This is a genomic window from Rhodovulum sp. PH10 (assembly GCF_000293785.1).
Lineage (GTDB): Bacteria > Pseudomonadota > Alphaproteobacteria > Rhizobiales > Xanthobacteraceae > Rhodoplanes.
In genome coordinates this window covers 46,535-69,729 of the sequence record NZ_AKZI01000001.1, presented here as the reverse complement: position 1 = coordinate 69,729, position 23,195 = coordinate 46,535, and the positions used below count along the sequence as shown (strand labels likewise).

Genomic DNA, 23,195 nt, shown 5'->3' with positions numbered 1-23,195 from the left:
CCCCACGGGAGAGGGTAAGAACCGAGCCGTTCAGCCGGAAACCGTATCAGGCCGTGACCGTCTCGCCGAACCGCAGGCCCGCGCGGGCGGCGGACAAGTTCGCGGCGGCGAACTTTTCTGGTGTCTCGCGGCGGATCGCCTCGTCGAGCGAGGTTTCGCGGAAAAATCCCGAGAGGGCCGCGAACGCGCCGAGCGCCACCATGTTGGCCGCCCGCGGGTTGCCGGAGGCCACCGCCCGCTCGCCGATCGGCAGGCGATGCAGCCGCCAGTCGGCGTCGCTCGGCGTCGCCACCCGCTGGTCGACGATCACCATGGCGCCCGGCTTTATCAGCCCGATCGAGCGGTCGAAGCCGACCTGATCGAGCGCGATCAGCACGTCGAGCCCGGTGACCAGCGGAAAGTCGGACACGTCCTCGCTCACCACCACGTCGGAGTGGCAAAAACCGCCGCGCGAGGTGGGCTCGTAGTTCTGCGACTGCGAGGCGCGCCGGCCCTCGATGGACAGCGCCTCGAACAGGATGCGGGCGCCGAGAATGAGCCCCTGGCCGCCCGAGCCGGCGAGCCGGATCTCCAGCCGCTCCGAGCCCGAACCCGAGCCCGCAACCGAAGCACGCGCATTCATCGTCCCGTCCCCCCGGTCCGCACCGCCGCCACGTGCGCCCGCACGCTGTCGCCGTATTCAGGCAGCCCGCGCTCGACGAACACGCCGGTCGGCAGCGCGTTCGGGCGGAACGGCCGGTCGGGCGCGTCGTTGTAAACCTCCGGCCGCATGTCGGCCTTTTGGCCGAGGATCATCTCGGGCGCCTCGCCGAGCTCGTTCTTGCGGCCGTAGATCTCCGTGCAGTCGGACATCACCTCGACGAAGGAGAAGCCGTGGTGGCGGATCGCGCGGGCGATCAGCGACTTCAGCGCCGGCGCCTGGCGCGTCACCTCGCGGCCGACGAAGCCGGCGCCGGCGGCTTCCGCCAGCCGGCAGGCGTCGAAGGTCGGCTCGAAATTGCCGGCTTGCGTGGTCGAGGTGATGCGGTGGGCCGAGGTGGTCGGCGACACCTGGCCGCCGGTCATGCCGTACACCTCGTTGTTGAGCATCAGGCAGGTGATGTCGAGATTGCGCCGGCAGGCGTGGATCAGATGGTTGCCGCCGATCGCCAGACAGTCGCCGTCGCCGGTCACCACCACAACGGTGAGATCGGGACGGGCGAGCTTGAGGCCGGTGGCGAAGGCGAGCGGACGGCCGTGGGTGGTGTGGAAGGTGTTGGCGTCGATATAGCCGCCGATCCGGCCCGAGCAGCCGATGCCGCACACCACCGCGAGGTCGTCCTTGTCGATGCCGCAATCGTGCGCCGCCCACAGCATGGTGCGCAGCGCGATGCCGTGGCCGCAGCCCGGGCACATGAAATGCGGCATCGTCTCGAGCCGCAGCCATTCGCGCACGTCGAACGGGGGCTCGCCCCCGCCGAGGGCGGCGTCGGTCGGGGAGAACGTGGCGTCGGTCATGAAAAGATCTCCTTCACGGCCGCGACGATCTGGTGCGGGACGATCGGCTCGCCGTCGATCCGGTTCAGCCGCCGCACCGGCGCGGCGCCGCCGAGCACCCGCTCGATCTCCAGCACTAGCTGGCCGGCGTTCATCTCCGGCACCAGCACGGATTTGGCGCCGCTCGCGGCCCGTTTCAGTGCGTCCTCCGGGAACGGCCACAGCGTGATCGGCCGAAACAGGCCGGCCTTGACGCCCTCGGCGCGCAGGACGTCGACCGCCCGGCGGGCGGCGCGCGCGGTGATGCCGTAGGCGACGATCAGGACGTCGGCGTCGTCGGTGGCGCGGGTGGCGAAGCGCTCGACCAGCGCCCGGTTGGCGTCGATCTTGCCGAGCAGGCGGCGCATCATGCGGTCGACCACGGCCGGCGTTTGGGTCGGGAAGCCGGTCTCGGCATGCGTCAGGCCGGTGGTGTGCGAGCGGTGGCCGTCGCCGGGGCGGACCATCGGCGGCACGCCGTCGTCGCCCGCCTCGTAGGGCCGGAACGGGCCGGAGGCGCCGTTCGCCCATTTGCGCGGGATGACCCGGACAGCGCCGGGGGCCGGCACCGCGACGCTCTCGAGCAGATGGGCGATCACCTGATCGTACAGCACGGTGACCGGCGTGCGCAGCCGCTCGGCGATGTCGAAAGCGCGGATGGTCTCCTCGTAGATCTCCTGCACCGAGGCGGGGGCGAGCGCGACCACCGGGCGGTCGCCGTGGCTGCCGAAGCGCGCCTGCATCACGTCGCCCTGGGCGGGGCGGGTCGGCATGCCGGTGGAGGGGCCGCCGCGCATCACGTCGACGATCACCAGCGGGATCTCGGTCATCGCGGCGTAACCGATATTCTCCTGCATCAGCGAGAAGCCGGGGCCGGAGGTCGCGGTCATCGCCCGCAAGCCGCCGAGCGAGGCGCCGGCCACCGCGGCGATCGAGGCGATCTCGTCCTCCATCTGCACGAAGGTGCCGCCCACCTTCGGCAGCTCGTAGGAGAGATGCTCGGCGATCTCCGAGGACGGCGTGATCGGATAGCCGGCGAAGAAGCGGCAGCCGGCGGCGATCGCCGCCAGCGCGCAGGCGTGGTTGCCGTGCAGCGCGGTCAGCGTGGCCGACGAGGTTTGCGCGCCGGGCGCCGAGGCCGAAAGGGTCGCGGTGGTCATCCCAAAACTCCTTCGCGGCGCACGGTGATCGCGAAATCCGGGCACAGCCATTCGCAGACGTGGCAGCCGGTGCAGGCGTCCGGTGCGGTGACGGCGGCGACGCCGCCCTGCATCGTCAGGCAGTGCTCCGGGCACAGCGTCGTGCAGATGCGGCAGCCCTTGCACCAGGCCGGGTCGATCGACACCACCGGCCGGCCGGCGGGCACCGTGGCCGGACCCTCGGCAGGCGCCGTGCGGGCGGACGGGGGCGGGGCCTCGACCATCGCCGGCGCGATCCAGGCACGGCCGGCCTCGAACGCCTTGCGGTTGATCTCCCGCGTCGCCTTGGGGACGATCGCGGCGATCACCGCCTGCCAGTCGGCCGGCGCGTAGTCGAGATGCGCCGACAGGCGGCCGAGCAGCACGGTGTTGGCCGCGCGGGCGTCACCCAGCGCGGTCGCGATGCCGGTGGCGTCGAGCGCCCAGCCCTCGGCGACCCGCCCGACGATCTCCGCCGGCGTTTCGCGGGCATAGGCGATCGGGGCGCCCGGCGTGCGGGCGCGGCAGGCGAACGGCGGCACGATTTTTCGCGTGTCGGCGATGAACACGCCACGGCCGGGCCGCAGGTGATCGAGCCAGCGCAAGCCCTCGGCCCATTCGAGCGCGATCAGCGCGTCGACCTCGCCCTGCGGGATGGTCGGCGACCACACCCGCTCGGCGAAGCGCACGTGGCTGAACACGATGCCGCCGCGCTTGGCCATGCCGTGCACTTCGCTCTGCTTGACCTGGAAGCCCTGGCGCTGCGCCATCAGCGCGAGCGCCTTGGAGATCATCAGCACGCCCTGGCCGCCGACCCCGACCACCAGGATGTTCATGCCGGAGGCGACGGGATGCGGCTCGGCTCCGGCGAACTCGTCGTGCGACAGCGGGCGCATGATCTCACACTCCCACGGGCTGGATGCAGTCGGACGGGCAGACCTGGGCGCACAGCGTGCAGCCGATGCAGGTCGTCTCGTCGATCCGCACCTTGTTGCGGCCCTCGAACAGCGCGCCGGACCAGCCGAGCGACGGGCAGCCGAGATTCATGCACGACTGGCAGGCGACGCAGCCGTCCTCGCGCACCGCCATCGGCGCGCCCTTGATCTTCACCGGATCGAGCACGCACGGTCGCGAGGCGATCACCACCGAGACGCCGCGATGGGCCACCGCCTCGCGCAGCGTCTGGATCACCCGGCCGATCTCGTACGGGTCGACGGTGCGAACCCAGTCGATGCCGATCGCCCGGCACAGCGCCTCGGTGTCGACCTTTGGCGCCGGCTCGCCGCGGAGATTCCGGCCGGTGCCGGGATGGTCCTGCCCGCCGGTCATCGCCGTGATGTGATTGTCGAGCACGACGACGGTGATGTTCGCCTTGTTGTAGACGGCGTCGATCAGCGGCGGGATACCGGAATGCAGGAAGGTGGAATCGCCGATGGTGGCCACCACCGGCTTGTCGGTGCCGGCTTTCGCGAGGCCGATCGCGTTGCCGATGCTCGCGCCCATGCACACGCAGGTGTCCATCGAGCGCAACGGCTCGATGGCGGCGAGCGTGTAGCAGCCGATGTCGCCGGCGACGTGGGCGCCGATGCTGCGCAGCGCCAGAAAGCTCGCGGTGTGCGGGCAGCCGGAGCACAAGACCGGCGGGCGCGCCATCGGCGCGATGCCGTGCGACGCCACGCGCTCCGGCGCCGCGATCAGCCCGGCATCGGCGAGCCCGGTGCGCAGGAGCTCGACCGACAACTCGCCGATGCGCGGAAACAGGCTCTTGCCTTCGCACGGCAAGCCCATCGCGCGGATCGCGTCCTCGAGCGCGGGCTCCAGCTCCTCCACCACGATCAGCCGGCCGACCGAGGCGGCAAAGTCGCGGATCGTCTGCTCGGGCAGCGGATAGGCGCCGGCGAGTTTCAGCACGCTCGCCTCCGGCACCACCTCTTTCACGTACAGATAGGCGATGCCGCTGGTGACGATGCCGAACCGCGTGTCGCCATCCTCGCGCACGGTGAGCGCCGACGTCTCGAGATAGTCCGCGAGCGCGGCTTCGCGTGAGATCACCTTCGGGTGCAGGCGGCGGGCATTGGCGGGGATGGTGACGGTGCGCGAGGCGTCGTTCACGAAGCCGCGCGACGGCGGCACGCTGCGCTCGCCGACCGTGACGACGCTGCGGGTGTGCGACAGGCGGGTGGTGCCGCGCACGATCACCGGCGTCTGGAACGTCTCGCTGATTTCGAAGGCGGCGCGGGTGAAGTCGAGCGCCTCCTGGGCGTCGGCCGGCTCCAGCACCGGCACGCCGGCGAAGCGGCAGAAGAGGCGGGTGTCCTGCTCGTTCTGCGAGGAGTGGATGCCGGGGTCGTCGCACACCACCAGCACCAGGCCGCCGTGCGCGCCGATGTAAGAGAAGCTCATCAGCGAGTCGGCGGCGACGTTGAGGCCGACATGCTTCATCGCCGCGAGCGACCGCACGCCGGCGAACGAGGCGCCGATCGCGGTGTCGAGCGCGACCTTCTCGTTGATCGACCACTGTGCCGTCAGGTCGGCGGGATCGTAGGTCGCGAGGTTTTCCAGAATCTCGGTCGACGGCGTGCCGGGATAGGCGGCGGCGACCTTTATGCCCGCCTCCCACGCGCCGCGGGCGATCGCCTCGTTGCCGGTCAGCGGAAACGTCGCCGCCGCCTTCTCCTCCGCGTCGTCGGCGGCCGCCAGCATGTCGATGCTCAACGCTGTCTCTCCCTGCCGGCCGTCGTGAGCCGGTCTCGTCCGATGGCGCGGCACTGTGATCGATCGCCGTGCCGGCGTTGTTGAGGAAGGTCAAACGTTCGGTCGGTCTTGCGAATTCGGAATGGTCGGAACGGTTCTCGAGAAGCGGTGAGCGCCGATCAGGGAGGTCGCGGCGATGGAGGTCGTCGTTGGGGGGCCTTCGTCCGGGGCTGTCCGGGCAGATTCGCCGCGTGCCCCGAATGCGGCTCTACTCCCTCTCCCCGCATGCCTCGGGGAATGCACACATCACCCGGATGCATGCTTCCGTCATGCGCGGGCTCCGACCCGCGCATCCATCGAAATCAAAAAACTCTCTTGTATTCGGTTCGATGGATCGCCGGGTCGCGGCCTGCGGCCGGCCCGGCGATGACGACGAAGATCTCGGCGATTTCCGTCGCTCTCACTGAAACGCTTCGGCATCTTGCCCTTGCGTTCATCCAATCGCCCGCTCGCGGGGAGTGGTTCTCGGCGAGCTGATCACGTGGCGTGAGACGCGCTCACGACGGAACGTGACGAAGGTCTTTCACCCGCACCGCCTTGCCCTGCGAGCGCGGCACCTCGCCGGGCAGCTTGGTGACGACGCCGCAGCTGATGCCGACGGTCGACTTGATACGGTGCTGCACCTCGCGGCCGATCTTCTCACGGGACGCGTCGTCGCGCGGCGCGTCGGCGGTGATCTCCACCTCGACGGTGACCTGATCGAGCGCGTGCGAGCGGGTCAGCACGAGCTGATAATGCGGCGCGATGCCGGGCAGCCCGACCAGCACCGACTCGACCTGCGACGGATACACGTTGACGCCGCGGATGATCATCATGTCGTCGTCACGGCCGGTGACGCGCATGATGCGGATGTGGGTGCGGCCGCAGGCGCACGGCTCCTCGACCAGGCGGGTGATGTCGCGGGTGCGATACCGCACCATCGGCAACGCTTCTTTCGTCAGCGTCGTGATCACCAGCTCGCCGGTGTCGCCGAGCGGCAGCGGCTCCATCGTCTTCGGATCGACGATCTCGAACAGGAAGTTGTCCTCCCAGCCGTGCAGGCCGGCCTGCTCGGTGCATTCGCAGGCGACGCCGGGGCCGAGGATTTCCGACAGGCCGTAGATGTCGACCGCGCGCAGCCCGAGATGCGTCTCCAGCGCGTGGCGCATCGCCTCGCTCCACGGCTCGGCGCCGAACACGCCGACCCGCAGCTTCAAATCCTCGATGCGGATGCCGCTGGTCGCCGCCACCTCGGCGATGTTGAGCGCGTAGGAGGGCGTGCAGCACAAGACGTTGGCGCCGAAGTCGCGCATCAGCGTCACCTGCCGCTCGGTCATGCCGCCCGACACCGGGACCACCGTGCAGCCGAGCGCCTCGGCACCGTAATGCGCGCCGAGCCCGCCGGTGAACAGGCCGTAGCCATAGGCGACGTGGACGATGTCCTCCGGTGTCACCCCGGCGCTGGTCAGCGAGCGCGCCATCAGGCTCGCCCACAAGGCGATGTCGGCGGCGGTGTAGCCGACCACGATCGGCTTGCCGGTGGTGCCGGACGAGGCATGCAGCCGCACCACCTTTTCACGCGGCACGGCAAACAGCCCGAAGGGGTAGTTGTCGCGCAGATCCGCCTTGCCGGTGAAGGGGAAGTGGCGGATGTCGGCGAGCGTCTTCAGATGAGCCGGCGTCACGCCCAGCTCGTCGAACCGCTTGCGCATGTGCGGGACGCCATAGGCCCGCTCGAGGCTCGTCTTCAGGCGGGCGAGCTGGAGCGCGGCGAGGTCGCGGCGCGGCATGGTCTCGGCCGCCGGGTCGAGCATCCGCGTCGTCGGCTGGCGGATGGAGGCGAGCGGATTCATGCGGTCCCCTTCGTTCGTGCCGATGCACCGGCGGCCCGGGAACCGGGCGGCCGGCGAGGATCGAGACGGCGAGGCCGGGGGATGGCCAGTCGATGCGCCGAACCCTGCGCGGTATGATGTTATTGAGCGCAAGGCCGAAAAACGAAGCGCGGCGATCGCGAGGCGCCTACCTCTCGGCGTCTCCCATAGGTGATCCGGCGGTTCTTCGCAATCCTGCCGTCACGTTCGGGTTTCGGACGAAAGAAAGTTTCGTGAATCCTGTGGGCTCAACGTCCGGCGGTGGCGAGCCTGCGGCGCAACCCGTCGACGGCCTCGGCCAAGACCTCGCAGCCGCGCACGATGTCGGCGTCGCTGGTGGCTTCTGCGACGTCGTGGCTGATGCCGCCGATGCTCGGCACGAACAGCATGCCGGCCGGCAGCACCCGGCCGAGCTCCATGGCGTCGTGGCCGGCGCCGCTCGGCAGCATCACGGGCGTCTCGCCGAGGCTTTGTGCCGCCGCCGTCATCGCCTCGATCAGGTCGGGGGCCATCGCGGTCGGGGCGACGGTGGTGGTGCGCGCGATCGTCGCGGAGACGCCGGCGCCGCTCTCGGCGGCGCTCTCGGCCGCGACCCGCTCGGTGGCGGCCTGCTCGAGCCGGTCGAGCACGGCGGGGTCGAGGTCGCGCATCTCGAGCGACAGCTCGGCCACGCCGGGCACGACGTTGGCGGCACCCGGCCGAAACGCGATCGCGCCAATGTTCCACACCGTCTCGTCGCCGGCGAGCGCCGGGAAGCGGTCCAGGAGGTCGGCGGCGATACGGATCAGCGCGGCGCCGGCGTCGCGGCGCAGCGCCATCGGCGTGGTGCCGGCGTGGTTCGCCGCACCCGTCGCGACGATGCGGAAGCGGCGGATGCCGACGATTCCGGTGACCACGCCGATCCGCTTTCGTGCCGCCTCGAGCCGCGGCCCCTGCTCGATATGCGCTTCCACGAAGGCGAGGTGGCGGGCGGGATCGAGCCGGTGCGGCGCGGGCTCCTCGGCGAGCGGGCGCAGGGCGTCGGCGAGCGGGTGTCCGTCGGCCGAGCGGGCGCTCGCGATCTCGGCCTCGTCCAGCGTGCCGCAAAAGGTGCGGCTGCCGAGGAAGGGCAGATAGGTGCCTTCCTCGTCCTGGAACGAGACGACGTCGATGCCGATCGGGCTCGCCGGTCCGCCCGCCTCGTGCTCGCGAAGGCTGCGGGCGATCTCGAGCGCGTAGATCACCCCGAGCGCGCCGTCGAGCCGGCCGCCGCGCGGCACCGTGTCGGAATGCGAGCCGATCAAAATCGCCAGCGCGGCCCGCGGGTCGCGGCCGACCACGTTGCCGACCCGATCCATGGTGGCCTCGAGCCCGGCCTCGCGCATCCGCTCCGCCAGCCAGCGGCGCGCCGCGATGTCGGCCTCCGACAGCGCGACCCGGTCGACCCCCGGCCCACAGGCGCCGAACCGGGCGAGGGTGGCGAGGTCGTCGAGCAGGCGGGCGCCGTCGATGGCGGTCATCGGGATCACTCCGGGGGCGAGGGGGGCTTGCCCGGCGCCGGGAACGGCGCGGCGGGCGAATCCGTCACGACGATACGCCGATAGAGGTGCCACGTCGCGTGGCCGAGGATCGGCAGCACCAGGAGGAGCCCGAGAAAGCCCGGCAGGCAGGCGACGACCAGCAAGAGCACGATCACCGCCGCCCAGCCGATCATCGGCTTCGGGCTCGCCACCACCGCCCGCACGCTGGTGATCATCGCGGTGATGAAGTCGACCTCGCGGTCGAGCAGCAGCGGGAACGACACCACCGTCAGCGCGTACAGCACCAGCGCCAGCGCGGCGCCGACCACGTGGCCGATCAGCAGGAAGAGCCAGCCCTCCGGCGTGGTGGTGACCACCACCAGAAACTCCTGCAGCGAGGTGAAGGAGCGCAGGCCGAGCATCAGCACGATCAGGAGGCGCACCTGATACATCCACACCACGAACACGAACAGCGTGACGAACGCCATCCAGCCGAGCTCGCGGTTGCGCTGCTCGAGCACGGTGCCGAGCACGAGTCGCCAGCGCAGCGGGTCGCCGACCTCGCGGCGGCGGCTCACCTCGTAGAGCCCGACCGCGACGAACGGGCCGATCAGCGCGAACCCGGCGGCGAGCGGGTAGGCGAGATAACCGACGCCGGCGGCGAGCGCCGACAGGACGATCAGCAGGCCGCCGCCGGCATAGACCGCGCCGAAGGCGAGGCCGTACAGCGGGGCGCTCTGAAAGTCGCGCAGGCCGGCCGCCAGCGCCTCGACGATGTCCCGAACCGAGACACTGCGCACCCGCGGGTCGCGTCGCAGAACCGACGGCGGGGTCTCGGCGTTGTGATCTGCACTGTCTTGGTGGCTCATGGGGGTCCCCTCGACGGGTCGATGGCCGAACACGGACGAGTTTGCCGCAACGGTGGTCGCCCGCAAGGCGGTCGAGAGCGTTCCACCCGGGGTCGCGACGGACGGTCGCCCATCGTTTTCAGGCTCGATTGCGGAGGACCTTCGCTTGCACGACACCCTCACCGAAACGCTCGCCGGCCCCCGAACGGACAAATACGGCCTCGGCCGTCCGCGAAATCCCCAGGGGCTCGGCCGCCGGTTCATCCGGTCGTCGATTCACTTCTTCTCCTATCATCTGTTTCTGAAACGCCGCGACACCCGGTTCGTCGAGGCGGCGGGCTTCCGCCTCGCGGTGCTGCCGACGGTGTTCGATCCCCGGCGCTTCCTCACCAGCGAGTTCTTCGCCGGCTTCCTCGGCACGCTCGACCTGTCCGGCAAGACGGTGGCCGACGTCGGCACCGGCTCCGGCATCCTGGCGCTGGCGGCGGCGCGCGCCGGCGCCGAGCGGGTGACCGCGATCGACATCAACCCCAACGCGGCGCGGGCGGCGAGCGAGAACGCCGTCGCCAACGGGCTCGGCGACAAGGTCACCGGCCTGTGCTCCGACCTGATGGCGGAAGTGCCGGCGGAGCCGCGCTTCGACGTGATCCTGTCGAGCCCGCCGTCGTTCCCGGGCGAGCCGCGCGACGTCGCCGACCGCGCCTGGGTGGCGGGGCCGGGTTATCGCGACATCGCGCCGCTGTTCGAGCAGGCGCGCGCGCGGCTGAAGCCGGGCGGGCGGATGTACGTGCTGTTCTCCTCCGACTCCGACCTGCATCTGCTCGGCACGATGATCGAGACGGCGGGTTTCGACGCGCGCCTGGTCGGCGAGCGCTCGATCGGCTTCGAGGCGTTCGTGCTGTACGAGCTGCGGCCGGTCGGCGGGACGGTGACGGAGGTGGAGCCGATGGAGGCGCTCGCGCAGACGTGATCCGCCGGCTGCCCCGGCGAGCGGGGCGCGAGGTCGAACCGGAGCCTGTTTCCGGCGACCAAGAATCGTGAAACCTTGTCGAAAAAGTCTTCCGGGCGAGCGCCGAAAGCCGCCGCCCGGAAGGTGTGTCGATTAAGGTTCGCACGCGAAACTGCGGCATGCGAACGGCGGAACGGAGGCGAGTTTCGTGCGTTTGCAATTCACGGTGCGCCGTGCACCCTGCGTGTGCGACGGGCGCGCCGGTTCTCGAACCGGGGGGTCTCTCGTGACGGACACGATGTCTGATGGTGGTGCGACGTCCACGCGCGGCACGGACACGGAGCGTGGAAGAGGCCCGATCGGGATCGGCGAGCGCGACATCGGCGAGCGCGACATCGGCAAACGTCGCTCGGGCGAGCACGCGAAGCGATCGGCTGGTCCGGTCGCCCGACACGTCGCGGCGACGGCCGCGCTCGGCGCGATCGCGCTCGGCGCGCTGGTCACCGCGCTGCCGGTGGCGCCCGCGCAGGCGGCGCCATACTCCTATTATTACTATTACGGGAATCAGCCCTACGGGTATCAGCGCTACCCGAGCTATCAGCCGTACCGAACCTATCGTGATCCGCGCGCCTACGAGCAGCCGCGCGACGAGCCGGTGCGGCGCAAGCGCGCGAGCCGGCCGAAGGCCGAGCCGAAGCCGGAAAAGACCGTCTCGCGCCCGACGAAGGGGCCGCTGACGGTGGTCGTCTCGATCGGCGACCAGAAGGTGCGCGTCTACGACGAGACCGGCAAGCTGGCCGAATCGCCGATCTCCTCCGGCACCAAGCAGCACCCGACGCCGATGGGCGTGTTCAGCGTCATCCAGAAGCACCGGCAGCACTACTCGAACCTCTACGACAACGCGCCGATGCCCTACATGCAGCGGATCACCTGGTCCGGCAGCGCGCTGCACCAGGGGCATCTGCCCGGCTATCCGGCCTCCCACGGTTGCGTGCGGATGCCGCGTTCGTTCGCCGCCGAGCTGTGGGGCATGACCAAGCTCGGCACCCGGGTGATCGTCGCCCGCGACGACGTGAAGCCGGAGCCGTTCTCGCATCCGACCCTCGATCTCCTGAACAAGGCCGACCCGGCGGTGCCGGTCGCCGACGACGCCTCGATCGCCACCCGGACCGCCTCCGCCGCCCGCCCGGTGTCGGATGCGCCAGACCCGGCGGTGCCGGCGACCGATGGCGCCGCGCCCGAAAAGGTCGGGCTGCAGCCATCGGCGAAAGACCTCTCGGCGTCCGAGGCGACCGCCCCGGCGAGCCCCGCCAAGGCGGGCGACACGCAGGCCGCGACGCCCGCCGCCGCCTCGGCGCCGCTGGTCGAGTTCGGCCCGCCGCAGCCCTACAAGCCCGGCCCGGTCGCGATCTTCGTCAGCAAGAAGGAAGGCAAGCTGTTCGTCCGCAAGGGTTTCGAGCCGATCTACGAGACCCCGATCGAGATCGCCGATCCCGAGAAGCCGCTCGGCACCCTGGTGTTCACCGCCACCTCGTTCCAGGACGACCAGAAGTCCACCCTGAAATGGTCGGTGCTGTCGCTGCCGGTCGATTCCACCAAGGCCACCAAGTCGCACAAGGGCCGCAAGGCCGCCGAGACGGTCGCCGACGCCAGCCCGGCGCCGACCCCGAAGGAGGTGCTCGACCGCGTCACCCTGCCGCCGACCGCGCTCGCCTTCCTGCGGCCGCTGATGTCGCCCGGCGCCTCGTTGATCGTCTCCGACAAGGGCCTCGGCCCGCAGACCGGCAAGGGCACCGACTTCATCGTGCTGACCCGCTGACGGTGTGGTCCGGCCGCCGGACGCCGCCGGCCCGGCCGGCCGGCCGGAAAAATCGACGCTACCGAGCCTCTCCCCACGCGGGAGAGGCTCTTTTGTTATGAGCGCGCGTTCGCGGCTTCGTCGTCCGGCCTGCCGGCGGCTCTCCGTGCGCACGGTGCCCGTCGTTCCCTCCCAGCGGCGAGGCGCAAAACCTCCGCTATCCGAAGCCGGGCGGTGCGCGCGCAACGCTCCTGCGCGCAAATAGTCCTGGTCCCCGGCGATTCGCTGATTTAAGAATCATATCTTCCGACTTGGGTGAGCCGGACTTTGCGATTTTGCGCGCGCAACGCCGACGCAGGGGTGCGTGCGTGGGTGCGGGCGTTCTCGCGAAGAGCCCGGCGTTTTTCGGCGCCGCGCGTCGGTCCCGGCCGCGTCCGCGGCCCGGCGGCCGCACCGTGCGGCCCGTCGCCCGGCGGCAAGAATGGTGGGGGGCATGTCGGACGTCGCGATCGGGCTCGTCTGCATCGCGGGCTTTTTCGGGATCGGCCTTTCGGGGGCCGTGCTCGGCCGCCTGCGTATCGCGACGCCGATCGTCTACGGCGCCTCCTTCGTGGTGGCGCTGGCGGCGGTCGCGCTCGCGCTCGGCGTGCTGCTCGGTGAGGCGCCCCCCTCGATGGTGGTGTTGCCGATCGGCCTGCCCGGCACCGGCGCCCATTTCCGGCTCGACACCCTGTCCGCCTTCTTCGTGCTGGTGGTCGATCTCGGCGCCGCCGCGGCGAGCTTTTACGGCATCGGCTACGGCCGCCACGAGCCCGAGCCGGCCCGCGTGCTGCCGTTCTACGGCGCCTTCCTCGCCGGCATGAACCTCGTGCTGCTCGCCGCCGACGCCTTCACCTTCCTGCTCTCCTGGGAATTCATGTCGCTCGCCTCGTGGGCGCTGGTCGTCGTCCATCACCGCGAGAGCGCGAGCATCCGCGCGGGCCTCCTCTATCTTCTGATGGCGAGCTTCGGCACGCTGTGCCTGCTGCTCGCCTTCGGCCTGCTGGCCGGGCCGGGCGCTGCGATCGGCGGCACCGCCGGCTTCGACCACCTCACCTTCGCCCACATGCGCGCCTCGCCGCCGGCGGAAATTTTTGCCGCGCTCGCCACCGTGCTGGCGCTGCTCGGCGCCGGCTCCAAGGCCGGGCTGATGCCGCTGCACGTGTGGCTGCCGCTCGCCCATCCGGCGGCCCCGAGCCACGTCTCGGCGCTGCTCAGCGGCGTGATGACGAAAGTCGGCGTCTACGCCTTCGTGCGCATCGTGTTCGACGTCGCCGGCAACATCGATCCGTGGTCGGGCCTCGTGGTGGTGATCGCCGGCGGCACCACCGCGGTGATGGGCGTGCTCTATGCGGTGATGCAGCGCGACCTGAAGCGCCTGCTCGCCTACTCGACCGTCGAGAACGTCGGCATCGTCTTCATCGGGCTCGGGCTCGCGCTGGCGTTCCGCGCGGCGGGGCAGGGGCCGGCGGCGGCGCTCGCGCTGGCGGCGGCGTTTCTGCACGTGCTCAACCACTCGCTGTTCAAGGGGCTGCTGTTCTTCGGCGCCGGCGCGGTGCTGACCGCGACCGGCGAGCGCGACACCGAAAAGCTCGGCGGGCTCGTTCACACGATGCCGCATACCGCGGTCGTCGTGCTGATCGGCTGCATGTCGATCGCCGCGCTGCCGCCGCTCAATGGCTTCGTCTCCGAGTGGCTGACCTTCCAGGCGATCCTGATGAGCCCGCAGCTTCCCCAGTGGGGGCTGAAATTCGCGGTGCCGGTGGTCGGCGCGCTTTTGGCGCTCGCCGCTGCGCTCGCCGGCGCCTGCTTCGTCAAGGCCTACGGCATCGTCTTTCTCGGTCGCCCGCGCACGCCCGCCGCCGCCGGCGCCCACGAGGTCGACGGCTTCTCGCTCGCCGCGATGACCGCGCTCGCCACGCTGTGCGTGCTGATCGGCATCCTGCCGGGCGTGGTGATCGACATGCTCGCTCCGCTGACGCGTGACCTCGCCGGCAGCGCGCTGCCGGCGCAGGTCGAGGTGCCGTGGCTCTCGGTGGTGCCGATCGCCCAGAGCCGCAGCTCCTACAACGGGCTCGTCGTGTTCGCCTTCCTGTTCTGCGCCGCGCTGATGGCGGCGCTCGCAGTGCACCGCCTCGCCAGCAAGACAACCCGCAAGAGCCCGCCATGGGATTGCGGCTATCCGCTGCCGAGCCCGCGCACGCAGTATTCGAGCGCGAGCTTCGCCATGCCGATCCGCCGCGTCTTCGGCAGCGTCGTGTTCGGCCTCACCGAGCGGGTCGACATGCCGCGGCCGGGCGACACCCGCGCCGGCCATTTCCGCTACCGACTGCGCGATCCCGCCTGGCGGTTCGCCTACGGGCCGCTCGCGCGCTTCGTCGTGCGCGGCGCGCAGCACCTCAACCGGCTGCAGTTCCTCACCATCCGCCGCTATCTCGCGCTGGTGTTCGCGGCCCTCGTCGTCCTCATGCTGGTGGTGGCGGCATGGCGCTGATCCTCGACCTCCCGCTCCAGCTTCTCCAGATCGTGCTGGTGGTGGCGATCGCGCCCTTGATGATGGGCGTCACCCGAAAGGTGCGGGCGCGGCTCTTGCGTCGCGTCGGGCCGCCGCTTCTTCAGCCTTATCACGACCTGTGGAAGCTGATGCACAAGGAGGCGGTGGTCGCCGACAATGCGAGCTGGGTGTATCGCCGCGCGCCCTATGCGCTGTTCGCGATCACCTGGGTGGCGGCCGGTCTGGTGCCGACCTATGCGACCGGCCTCCTGTTCTCCTGGTCGGCCGATCTGATCGCGGTGGTGGCGCTGCTCGGCACCGGCCGTTTCGTGCTGGCGCTCGCCGGCATGGACATCGGCACCGCGTTCGGTGGCATCGGTTCCTCGCGCGAGATGATGATCGCCTCGCTCGCCGAGCCGGCGATGCTGATGATCTCGTTCGCGGTGGCGCTGATCGCCGGCACCACCCAGCTGTCGGCGATCGCTGCGCTCTTTTCTACCGGCGAGGTCGGCGTGCGGGTTTCGCTCGGCCTCGCGCTGCTGGCGCTGATCATGGTCGGCATCGCCGAGAACGCACGCATCCCGATCGACAACCCCTCGACGCATCTCGAGCTGACGATGGTGCACGAGGCGATGATCCTCGAATATTCCGGCCGCCATCTCGCGATGATCGAGCTCGCCGCGCAGGTGAAGCTCGTCCTCTATTTCTCGCTGATCGCCTGCCTGTTCGTGCCGTTCGGCATCGCCGGCAGCGACGCCGGGCCGCTTCACCTCGCCCTCGGCATTCTCGCGTGGCTGGCGAAGCTCACGCTGTTCGCCGTGTTGTTGCCGATCGCCGAGACCTCGGTCGCGAAGATGCGCGTGTTTCGCTACCCGGCCTTTCTCGGCAGCGCTTTTGCGGCGGCTGCGCTCGCGGTCTTCCTGCGCTTCGTGTCGAGGGGGTTCTGATGGCCGCGGGCACGAGCACGTTTCTGTTCGACATCGCCCATCTGCTCGCCGGCGGCGTGCTGGTGCTGAGCCTGATGCTGCTGGTGCAGGACCGCCTCACCGCGGTGATCAACGTCTTCGCCCTGCAGGCGGTGGTGCTGGCGCTCTCGGTCGGCTGGCAATCGCTGGTGCAGGGCGCGCCGCACCTCCTGGTCACCGCGCTGATCACGTTGCTGGCAAAAGCTCTGATCATCCCGACCGCGCTGCACCGGATCGTGCGCAAGCTCGACGTCCATCGCGAGATCGAGCGGGTGATCGGCGGCGGCCCGACCATGCTCGCCGGCCTCGGCCTCGTCGCGCTGTCGATCCTGGTCGTGCATCCGGTGGTCGAGACCGCCGATCCGGTCGCGCGCGAGGATTTCGCTTTTGCGCTCGCGGTGGTGCTGCTCGGGCTTCTGATGATGATCACGCGGCGCAATGCGGTCAGCCAGGTGGTCGGCTTCATGTCGCTCGAGAACGGGCTGATCCTCGCCGCCACCGGCGCCAAGGGCATGCCGCTGGTGGTCGAGGTGTCGGTCGCCTTCTCGGTGCTGATCGCCTTCATCGTGTTCGGCGTGTTCGTCTTCCGCATCCGCGAGCGGTTCGACACCGTCGACGTCAACGTGCTCGAACGCTTCCGCGGCGAGCAGCGGGAGCATTTGTGATGAGGAGCGCCGTTCGGATCCGGCGAGGCGCCTGCGCTCCCTCTCCCTGCTCGCGGGGAGAGGGTAGGGCCGAGGGGCTCTTTCGGTCACTCGCACGCCCCCTCACCCGGACGCCGCGCTTCTGCGCGCCGTCCGATCTCTCCCCGCGGGCGGGGAGAGATGAGCGTGTGGAGAGGCCGGCATGACCTCCCTCCTCGCTGCGCTGCCGCTCGCACCGGTCGAGCTGGTGCTGGTGATCCCGGCGCTCGCGGTGCCGCTGCTCGTCGTGATCCCCAACTATCGCGCGAGCGCGATCGTCAACGTGATCGCCTCCGGCCTCACGCTCGCCGCCGGCCTCGCGCTGCTCGCCGCCGCTCGCGAGCGCGGCGACTTTCTCATCGTCGACGACTTCAACATCTTCTTCGTGGTGCTGACGACCTTCATCGGCTTCACCACCTCGGTCTACAGCGCCACTTATATCGGCCACGAGATCGAGACCGGCCATCTCACGCCCGCTTTCGTGCGCTTCTATCACGCGATGTATCAGGCGATGATGGCGGCGATGAACCTCGCGCTGGTCGCCAACAATATCGGTTTGATGTGGGTCGGCGTCGAAGGCGCCACGCTCGCCACCGTGATGATGGTCGGCATCTATCGCACCGAGGCCGCGATCGAGGCGGCGTGGAAATACTTCATCCTCGGCAGCGTCGGCATCGGCCTCGCCTTCTTCGGCACCATCCTCGTCTACATGGTGGCGTCGAGCGTGGTCGGCACCGGCGTTCCGGCGATGGCGTGGGACGAGATCGCGAAAAACGCCGGCGCGCTCGACTCCAAGCTCCTGTCGCTCGCCTTCGTGTTTCTGCTGGTCGGCTACGGCACCAAAGCCGGCCTCGCGCCGTTCCACGCCTGGCTGCCCGATGCGCACGCCGAAGGCCCGACGCCGATCTCCGCGGTGCTGTCGGGCCTCCTCCTCAACGTCGCGCTCTATGCGCTGCTGCGCTTCAAGATGGTGGTCGCCGGCAATCTGCACGCGATCGACGTCGGCGCCATCCTGATGACGCTCGGCCTCGCCAGCCTCGTCTTCGCCGCGCTGATGCTCTATCGCCGGCGCGACATCAAGCGGCTGTTCGCCTATTCCTCGATCGAGCACATGGGCATTGCCGCCTTCGCCTTCGGCCTCGGCGGGCCGCTCGCGAATTTCGCCGGCCTCTTGCACATGACGATGCACTCGCTGATCAAGTCGGCGATCTTCTTTGCGGTCGGCCACGTCGTGCAGGCAAAAGGCACGCAGCGCATCGCCGACATCTCCGGCCTGTCGGTGACGCATCCGATGCTCGCGGTCGGGCTCGCGCTGGGCGTGATCGGCATCGTCGGGCTGCCGCCGTTCGGCGTCTTCACCAGCGAGTTTCTGCTGGTGTCGGCGTCGGTCTCGCGCCACCCGGTGCTCACCGTAATTCTGGTCGCCGGCGTGATCCTCGCGCTCGGCGCGCTGGTGATGCGGATGCAGGGCCTGATCTTCGGCGCGCCGACCGGAAAATCGGATGCCGTGAAAGCCTCGGCGATCCCGCTGTTCGTGCATCTCGCGCTCGCCTTCGCCGCCGGCCTGTGGCTGCCCGATCCGCTGGTGCGCTGGTTCCGCAGCGTCGCGGCTCTGCTGGGGTGACGGCGATGGCGGATCGTATACAAGGTCTGATTGCTGGAACCGCGGCCGAGCCGAATTCCCGCCCGTGGCCGCGCTACACCGTGCGTGCGGACGTGTTCGCCCGCGTCGCGCAGGCGATGGGCGAGGGCGGCATCGATCTCCTCTCGCTGTGGGCGGAAGAGGGCATCGTTCATCTCGCGCTGCGTCCGCTCGGCGAGGCGCCGCGCATCGTCTCCACGCCGGTGGTGAACGAGCGCTTCCCCTCGGTCGGGCGGTGGCATGCGCCGGCGATCAGGCTCGAACGCGCGGTGCACGATCTGTTCGGATACGTCCCGGAGGGGGCGCCCGACCTGCGTCCCTGGCTCGATCACGGCGCCTGGGGATTTGCTGCTCCGCTCGGCGCGCGCAAAACAGCGCCGCTGCGCGATCCGGCGGATTATGCGACGCTGCCGGTGATCGGCGAGGGCTTGCACGAGATCCCGGTCGGCCCGGTGCATGCCGGCATCATCGAGCCCGGCCATTTCCGCTTCACCGCCAACGGCGAGATCGTCGCCCGGCTCGAGGAGCGGCTCGGCTACGTCCATCGCGGCGTCGACGCTCTCACCACGAACGTCTCGATCGCGCGGGCCGCAAAGGTGGTGGCGCGGGTGTCGGGCGATTCCACCGTCGCCGCGAGCTTTGCCTTCGCCCGCGCTGTCGAGGCCGCGCTCGGCATCGCGGCGCCGCCGCGTGCGCAGATCATCCGCGGGGTGATGGCCGAGTTCGAGCGGGTTGCCAATCACCTCGGCGACGTCGGCGCGATCTGCAACGATGCGGCGTTCGCCATCGCGCTCGCCCATTGCGGCATTTTTCGCGAGAAGGTGTTGGCCGCCTGCGGCGCGGCGTTCGGGCATCGGCTGATGATGGACCGCATCGTTCCCGGCGGTGTCTCCCACGATGTCTCGCGCGAGGCCGCGCATCTGATCACGACCACGCTCGACGCGATCGAGCCGGCCTTTGCCGAGATCGTCCGGCTCTACGAGGACACCCCGTCGATCCAGGACCGCACCTGCGGCACCGGCATTCTCGCCGCCGATCTCGCCGTGCGCTTCGCCGCCGGCGGGCCGGTCGGACGCGCCTCCGCGCGCGACTTCGATGCCCGACGCGATCTCGCTCATGCGCCCTACGAGCCGGAGACGCTCGACGTGCCGGTGCTGACCGCGGGCGACGTCGATGCGCGCATCCGAATTCGCATCCGCGAGATCGCGACCTCGCTGGCGCTGATCCGCGGCTGGCTGGTCGAGCTGCCGGACGGGCCGCTCGTCGCCGAGCTTCCGGACATCTCGGCGCCGTGCGAGGGCATGGCGGTGGCGGAAGCGTTCCGCGGCGACCTGCTGGTGTGGCTGCGCGTGCTGCCGGGCGGCGCGATCGGCCGCTGTCACGTGCGCGACGCCTCGTGGTTCCAATGGCCGCTGCTGGAAGCCGCGATCGAGAACAATATCGTCGCCGACTTCCCACTGTGCAACAAGTCGTTCAATTGCTCGTACGCCGGAGCGGATCTGTGAACGGTGCCGCATCGAGGCCGCCATGCGCACGCTTCTGCTGAAATCGCTGTTCGCAAAACCCGTCACCACGCAGGCGCCGGCGCCGGGCGAAGCGGCGCTCGCCGAGGTCGGGCTCGCGCTCGAGGCGCGGGTGCGGAAGATCTACGGGCGCTCGCTGACGATCCGCGAGGTCGATGCCGGCTCGTGCAACGGCTGCGAGCTCGAGATCCATGCGCTGAACAACGCGGTCTACGACTGCGAGCGGTTCGGCCTCAAATTCGTCGCCTCGCCGCGCCACGCCGACGTGCTGATGGTCACCGGTCCGGTGACGCACAACATGAAGGTCGCGCTCGAGCGCACCTTTGCGGCGATGCCGGATCCGAAATTCGTGGTGGCGGTCGGCGATTGCGGCTGCGGCTGCGGCGTGTTTCGCGAGAGCGATGCGGTGGTCGGCGCGGTCTCGGCGGTGCTGCCGGTCGACCTTTGCATAAAAGGCTGCCCGCCGCGGCCGCTCGACCTCCTGTCCGGCCTGATCGCGCTGGTCGAGCGCGCGAGCGCGACGCGCTGACGCCCGACGAGGCGTCGAAGCCGGCGAGGCATCGAAACCGAAGAAAAAACGCCCCGGCCGTGCGGCCGGGGCGTCGGTTCGTCCAAAGGCTCGGCGTGCGTCATCCGATGGTGATCAGCGGCTGCTCGGCGTCGACCGCGTCGCCCGCCTTGACGTGCACGCCGGTCACGGTGCCGGCCATGTGGGCGCCGATCACCGTCTTCATCTTCATTGCCTCGAGCACGACCACCGGATCGTCGACCGCGACGGTGTCGCCGACCTTCACGCTCACCTCGAGCACCACGCCGGCGAGCGGCGCGCCGCGGTCGCCCGGGCCGCCGCTCGGGCCGTTGCCGCTGGCGGCGGGAGCCGACGCCGCAGGGGCGGCCGGAGCCGGAGCGGCGGGCCGCGCCGCGACCGGGGCGGGGGCTGCCACCGGGGCAGGTGCAGGAGAGTGGCCGACGGCGGGGCTGCCGCTCTCGCCGACGTCCTCGACGACGACGTCGTAGACGCGCCCTTCGACCGTGATCCGCAGGTGTTTCATCATGGTTCTTTTCCCGAACGTCGTTTGTTGCTTTTCCGGGCGACGCTCAGCCTTGCCGCAGCAGCGTGATGAGCACCGCCGCGAAGATCGCGGAGGTGATGACGCCGCTCACGTTCGCGCCGAGCGCGTGCGGCAGGATGATCGCGTTCTTGTTCGCCGCGGTGACCACCTTCTGCGCCACCTTGGCGGTGGTCGGGACGCACGACACGGCGGCGATGCCGATCACCGGGTTGTATTTTCCGCCCGACAGCCAGTACAGCACCATGCCGCCGAACAGGCCGCCGAGCGCCGAGATGGTCAGCGCCAGGATGCCGAGCACCAGCAGGATCAGCACCTTCGGGTCGAGAATGGTGCTCGCCTCGCACAAGACGCCGAGCACCAGCCCGAGGAAGAAGGTCGCGCCGTACAGGATCTGGTTGGAGAACAGGTCGTAGAAGTAGTTGAGCCCGCTCTCGCGCACGATCACGCCGAGGAACAGCGCCAGGAACAGCGGCGCCGCGACCGGAAAGAGCAGCGAGAGCAGCAGGCACGCCACCACCGCGAACACCATCTTCTCGCCGGCCGAGATCGGCCGGGTGGGCTCGTTCGGCATCTGCACCGCGCGCATCTTCTTCGGCACCACCGCCTTGATGAGGTACGGATACCCGCCATAGGTGAGGCCGAGATAGAGATAACCGACCACGGTGATCGGGACGAAGATCTCCGGCGCCAGGATCAGCGAGGCGAACAGCACCATCGGGCCGTCGGCGCCGCCGATCGTCGCGGTCGCCGCCGCCTCGTGCGCCGGCAGGCCCATCAGCATGCCGATCGGGAACGCCACCAGCGTGCCGAGCTCGCCGCAGATCGCCAGGAACATCGAGCGGAACGGCCGCTGCATCACGTAGCCGACGTCGAGCAGCGTGCCGATGCCGAGAAACACCAGGCAGGCGATCAGGCCGTTCGAGAAGGCGAAGGTGTAGATCGGTTGCAGCCAGTTGATCTGGAGCTGCGTCATCACCTGGTCGGTGCCGCTCGCGAGCGGATCGAGGAACAGGGTGCCGGTCTTGCCGCCGGGGAAGAACAGCACGCCGGCATTCACGGTCGCCATGCCGAGACCCATCGGCACCATCAGGAGCGCTTCGAGCACGCCCTTGTGGCCGAGATAGATCAGCAGCAGCCCGAGCCCCATCAGGAAGATGCGACCGATGATGATGTGCGGCTCGGCGGCCGCGAGCGTCGCCAGGCCCTGGAAGAGGTCGAGAATGTGGAATTCGCTCATGGCGAAAGCTTCTTTCTGGATGGGCTGGTCGGTCGCGACGGGCTCAACGATGGGGGGAGTGCGAGGTGTGGTGGCGCGCGCGGATGTCGCGCGTCCAGGCGGAGTGCGAGGCCTCCTCGAGATGGACGATGCGGTGCCCGGCGCCGAGGGCGGCATGCACCGCGGCGGTGATCACCGCGACGATCACGCCGTCGTCGACCGCGGAGCCCGGCACCGGTACCGCCGGTGCGGCACGAGCGGCCGCGGCGGGCTTCGGTGCCGCCGGAGCGGGCGCCTTGGAGGAAGCCTTGGCGGGGGCCTTGGAAGTCTTGGCCAGCACCGTCACGATCACTCTGATCAGCACGGCGCACAGGCCGGCGATCACGATCATCATGCCGTAAGCGAAAAAGCCGACGGACAGGCCGTAGCTCAAGGTCTCGTTCATCGATCTGCTCCCGATCTCCGCGTCGTCCGTGCCGGGCCGGACGGAAGCGAGATCCGTTTCCGCCGGCCGCCCGGCCGGCGTGCGTCGTCTGCGCCGGTCACGCGCGTGCTCCGCCTCAAGAGATCGTCACCAGCGGCTGCTCGGAATCGACCGAGTCGCCCGCCTTGACGTGGATGGCCGAGACGGTGCCCGCCTTGTGGGCGCCGATCACGGTCTTCATCTTCATCGCCTCGAGGATCACCAGCGGATCGTCGATCGCCACCTCGTCGCCGATCGCGACGTTGATCTCCAGCACGACGCCGGCGAGCGGCGCGGTGCGGTCGTCCGGTCCGCCGGCGGCCGGCGTCGGATGGGAGACGGCGCCCGCCGCGCCGGTGCCGGCGATCGGCGTGGAGGCCGGCGGCCGGCCGACCGGCGCCGGGGCGTTCGGCGTCTGCACCGGCACGGTGGAGCTGCCGCCGGCGGCGTCGGTGACGTCCTCGACGACGACGTCGTAAGGCCGCCCGTCGATGGTGATCCGCAGATGTCTCATCATGGTGGTGTCGTCCCCGTGGCGACGGAGTGAAACTGGGTCTTGCAGGGTCCGTCACGACCGGACGGCCCGGACGCCGGACCAGGCCCGGCGTCGCGACCGCGCATGTCGCACGGCTCGAGGCGGGCCGCACCGGCGTGCCGACGCACCACCCCCGACCACGGCGGCAGGCCGGGGAAGGGGTGGTGGGAC

General features: G+C 70.0%; 20 protein-coding genes. 8 read left to right on the top strand and 12 right to left on the bottom strand.

The annotated features are described in order from the left end of the window. Nucleotides 1-46: 46 nt before the first annotated feature. From A33M_RS00345 to A33M_RS00310, 8 genes are all read right to left on the bottom strand, one after another. A complete protein-coding gene (locus tag A33M_RS00345; RefSeq protein ID WP_008382371.1) occupies nt 47-622 on the bottom strand; it encodes a 2-oxoacid:acceptor oxidoreductase family protein in 576 nt (191 codons plus the stop codon). Beyond that, nucleotides 619-1,497, bottom strand: coding sequence for a 2-oxoacid:ferredoxin oxidoreductase subunit beta (locus tag A33M_RS00340; RefSeq protein WP_008382368.1), 879 nt, complete (start codon nt 1,495-1,497; stop codon nt 619-621). Before A33M_RS00340 ends, A33M_RS00345 begins: the two co-directional genes overlap by 4 nt. Next, entirely contained in the window at nt 1,494-2,675 is a 1,182-nt protein-coding gene (locus tag A33M_RS00335) for a 2-oxoacid:acceptor oxidoreductase subunit alpha (RefSeq protein WP_008382367.1), read from the bottom strand. The genes A33M_RS00340 and A33M_RS00335 overlap by 4 nt, the downstream gene beginning before the upstream one ends. Then, a complete protein-coding gene (locus A33M_RS00330) occupies nt 2,672-3,589 on the bottom strand; it encodes a 2-oxoacid:acceptor oxidoreductase family protein (protein WP_008382366.1) in 918 nt (305 codons plus the stop codon). Before A33M_RS00330 ends, A33M_RS00335 begins: the two co-directional genes overlap by 4 nt. 4 nt (nt 3,590-3,593) lie before the next feature. Continuing rightward, nucleotides 3,594-5,408, bottom strand: coding sequence for an indolepyruvate ferredoxin oxidoreductase subunit alpha (iorA, locus tag A33M_RS00325; protein ID WP_008382365.1), 1,815 nt, complete (start codon nt 5,406-5,408; stop codon nt 3,594-3,596). 536 nt (nt 5,409-5,944) lie between these two features. Further along, nucleotides 5,945-7,279 carry a phenylacetate--CoA ligase family protein gene (locus tag A33M_RS00320; protein ID WP_008382364.1) on the bottom strand — a complete coding sequence of 445 codons (1,335 nt, stop codon included), beginning with the start codon at nt 7,277-7,279 and terminating at the stop codon, nt 5,945-5,947. Nucleotides 7,280-7,545: 266 nt separating this feature from the next. Then, nucleotides 7,546-8,796 (bottom strand): hydantoinase/carbamoylase family amidase, encoded by a 1,251-nt coding sequence (locus A33M_RS00315; RefSeq protein ID WP_008382363.1) that lies wholly within the window; start codon nt 8,794-8,796, stop codon nt 7,546-7,548. 5 nt (nt 8,797-8,801) lie between these two features. Then, nucleotides 8,802-9,665: a DUF2189 domain-containing protein gene (locus A33M_RS00310; protein WP_008382362.1), complete on the bottom strand. Its 864-nt coding sequence runs from the start codon at nt 9,663-9,665 to the stop codon at nt 8,802-8,804. Between the two features lie 145 nt (nt 9,666-9,810). Between A33M_RS00310 and A33M_RS00305 the strand changes: the two genes are divergently transcribed. The 8 genes from A33M_RS00305 (at nt 9,811) to A33M_RS00270 (ending at nt 20,266) form a co-directional block, all read left to right on the top strand. Continuing rightward, entirely contained in the window at nt 9,811-10,614 is an 804-nt protein-coding gene (locus A33M_RS00305; protein WP_008382361.1) for a 50S ribosomal protein L11 methyltransferase, read from the top strand. A gap of 277 nt (nt 10,615-10,891) precedes the next feature. Continuing rightward, a complete protein-coding gene (locus A33M_RS00300) occupies nt 10,892-12,412 on the top strand; it encodes a L,D-transpeptidase (RefSeq protein ID WP_157223268.1) in 1,521 nt (506 codons plus the stop codon). Nucleotides 12,413-12,884: 472 nt separating this feature from the next. Further along, entirely contained in the window at nt 12,885-14,924 is a 2,040-nt protein-coding gene (gene hyfB / locus A33M_RS00295; protein WP_008382356.1) for a hydrogenase 4 subunit B, read from the top strand. After that, nucleotides 14,915-15,871: a respiratory chain complex I subunit 1 family protein gene (locus A33M_RS00290; protein WP_008382355.1), complete on the top strand. Its 957-nt coding sequence runs from the start codon at nt 14,915-14,917 to the stop codon at nt 15,869-15,871. The genes hyfB and A33M_RS00290 overlap by 10 nt, the downstream gene beginning before the upstream one ends. After that, entirely contained in the window at nt 15,871-16,554 is a 684-nt protein-coding gene (locus A33M_RS00285) for a hydrogenase-4 component E (RefSeq protein WP_008382354.1), read from the top strand. The genes A33M_RS00290 and A33M_RS00285 overlap by 1 nt, the downstream gene beginning before the upstream one ends. 181 nt (nt 16,555-16,735) lie before the next feature. Further along, nucleotides 16,736-18,196, top strand: coding sequence for a hydrogenase 4 subunit F (locus A33M_RS00280; protein ID WP_008382353.1), 1,461 nt, complete (start codon nt 16,736-16,738; stop codon nt 18,194-18,196). A 5-nt stretch (nt 18,197-18,201) separates the two neighbouring features. Continuing rightward, a complete protein-coding gene (locus A33M_RS00275; protein ID WP_008382352.1) occupies nt 18,202-19,719 on the top strand; it encodes a hydrogenase large subunit in 1,518 nt (505 codons plus the stop codon). A 22-nt stretch (nt 19,720-19,741) separates the two neighbouring features. After that, nucleotides 19,742-20,266, top strand: coding sequence for an NADH-quinone oxidoreductase subunit B family protein (locus A33M_RS00270; protein ID WP_008382351.1), 525 nt, complete (start codon nt 19,742-19,744; stop codon nt 20,264-20,266). A 100-nt stretch (nt 20,267-20,366) separates the two neighbouring features. On the opposite strand, the gene A33M_RS00265 is transcribed toward A33M_RS00270, so the two are convergent. From A33M_RS00265 to A33M_RS00250, 4 genes are all read right to left on the bottom strand, one after another. Further along, a complete protein-coding gene (locus A33M_RS00265; protein WP_008382350.1) occupies nt 20,367-20,792 on the bottom strand; it encodes a biotin/lipoyl-containing protein in 426 nt (141 codons plus the stop codon). Nucleotides 20,793-20,835: 43 nt separating this feature from the next. Next, nucleotides 20,836-22,047, bottom strand: a complete 1,212-nt coding sequence (locus tag A33M_RS00260) for a sodium ion-translocating decarboxylase subunit beta (RefSeq protein WP_008382349.1) — start codon at nt 22,045-22,047, stop codon at nt 20,836-20,838. A 43-nt stretch (nt 22,048-22,090) separates the two neighbouring features. Beyond that, on the bottom strand, nt 22,091-22,471 hold the full coding sequence (locus A33M_RS00255; RefSeq protein WP_008382347.1) for an OadG family transporter subunit: 381 nt from the start codon (nt 22,469-22,471) through the stop codon (nt 22,091-22,093). 115 nt (nt 22,472-22,586) lie between these two features. Next, nucleotides 22,587-23,006, bottom strand: coding sequence for a biotin/lipoyl-containing protein (locus A33M_RS00250; protein WP_008382345.1), 420 nt, complete (start codon nt 23,004-23,006; stop codon nt 22,587-22,589). Between the last annotated feature and the right edge of the window lie 189 nt (nt 23,007-23,195).

Excerpts from the sequence above, each read along its gene's own strand:
- A33M_RS00345 (WP_008382371.1), bottom strand. The coding sequence starts at position 622 with ATGAATGCGCGTGCTTCGGTTGCGGGCTCGGGTTCGGGCTCGGAGCGG.
- A33M_RS00340 (WP_008382368.1), bottom strand. The coding sequence starts at position 1,497 with ATGACCGACGCCACGTTCTCCCCGACCGACGCCGCCCTCGGCGGGGGC.
- A33M_RS00335 (WP_008382367.1), bottom strand. The coding sequence starts at position 2,675 with ATGACCACCGCGACCCTTTCGGCCTCGGCGCCCGGCGCGCAAACCTCG.
- A33M_RS00330 (WP_008382366.1), bottom strand. The coding sequence starts at position 3,589 with ATGCGCCCGCTGTCGCACGACGAGTTCGCCGGAGCCGAGCCGCATCCC.
- A33M_RS00320 (WP_008382364.1), bottom strand. The coding sequence starts at position 7,279 with ATGAATCCGCTCGCCTCCATCCGCCAGCCGACGACGCGGATGCTCGAC.
- A33M_RS00315 (WP_008382363.1), bottom strand. The coding sequence starts at position 8,796 with ATGACCGCCATCGACGGCGCCCGCCTGCTCGACGACCTCGCCACCCTC.
- A33M_RS00310 (WP_008382362.1), bottom strand. The coding sequence starts at position 9,665 with ATGAGCCACCAAGACAGTGCAGATCACAACGCCGAGACCCCGCCGTCG.
- A33M_RS00300 (WP_157223268.1), top strand. The coding sequence starts at position 10,892 with ATGTCTGATGGTGGTGCGACGTCCACGCGCGGCACGGACACGGAGCGT.
- hyfB (WP_008382356.1), top strand. The coding sequence starts at position 12,885 with ATGTCGGACGTCGCGATCGGGCTCGTCTGCATCGCGGGCTTTTTCGGG.
- A33M_RS00290 (WP_008382355.1), top strand. The coding sequence starts at position 14,915 with ATGGCGCTGATCCTCGACCTCCCGCTCCAGCTTCTCCAGATCGTGCTG.
- A33M_RS00285 (WP_008382354.1), top strand. The coding sequence starts at position 15,871 with ATGGCCGCGGGCACGAGCACGTTTCTGTTCGACATCGCCCATCTGCTC.
- A33M_RS00280 (WP_008382353.1), top strand. The coding sequence starts at position 16,736 with ATGACCTCCCTCCTCGCTGCGCTGCCGCTCGCACCGGTCGAGCTGGTG.
- A33M_RS00275 (WP_008382352.1), top strand. The coding sequence starts at position 18,202 with ATGGCGGATCGTATACAAGGTCTGATTGCTGGAACCGCGGCCGAGCCG.
- A33M_RS00270 (WP_008382351.1), top strand. The coding sequence starts at position 19,742 with ATGCGCACGCTTCTGCTGAAATCGCTGTTCGCAAAACCCGTCACCACG.
- A33M_RS00265 (WP_008382350.1), bottom strand. The coding sequence starts at position 20,792 with ATGATGAAACACCTGCGGATCACGGTCGAAGGGCGCGTCTACGACGTC.
- A33M_RS00260 (WP_008382349.1), bottom strand. The coding sequence starts at position 22,047 with ATGAGCGAATTCCACATTCTCGACCTCTTCCAGGGCCTGGCGACGCTC.
- A33M_RS00255 (WP_008382347.1), bottom strand. The coding sequence starts at position 22,471 with ATGAACGAGACCTTGAGCTACGGCCTGTCCGTCGGCTTTTTCGCTTAC.
- A33M_RS00250 (WP_008382345.1), bottom strand. The coding sequence starts at position 23,006 with ATGATGAGACATCTGCGGATCACCATCGACGGGCGGCCTTACGACGTC.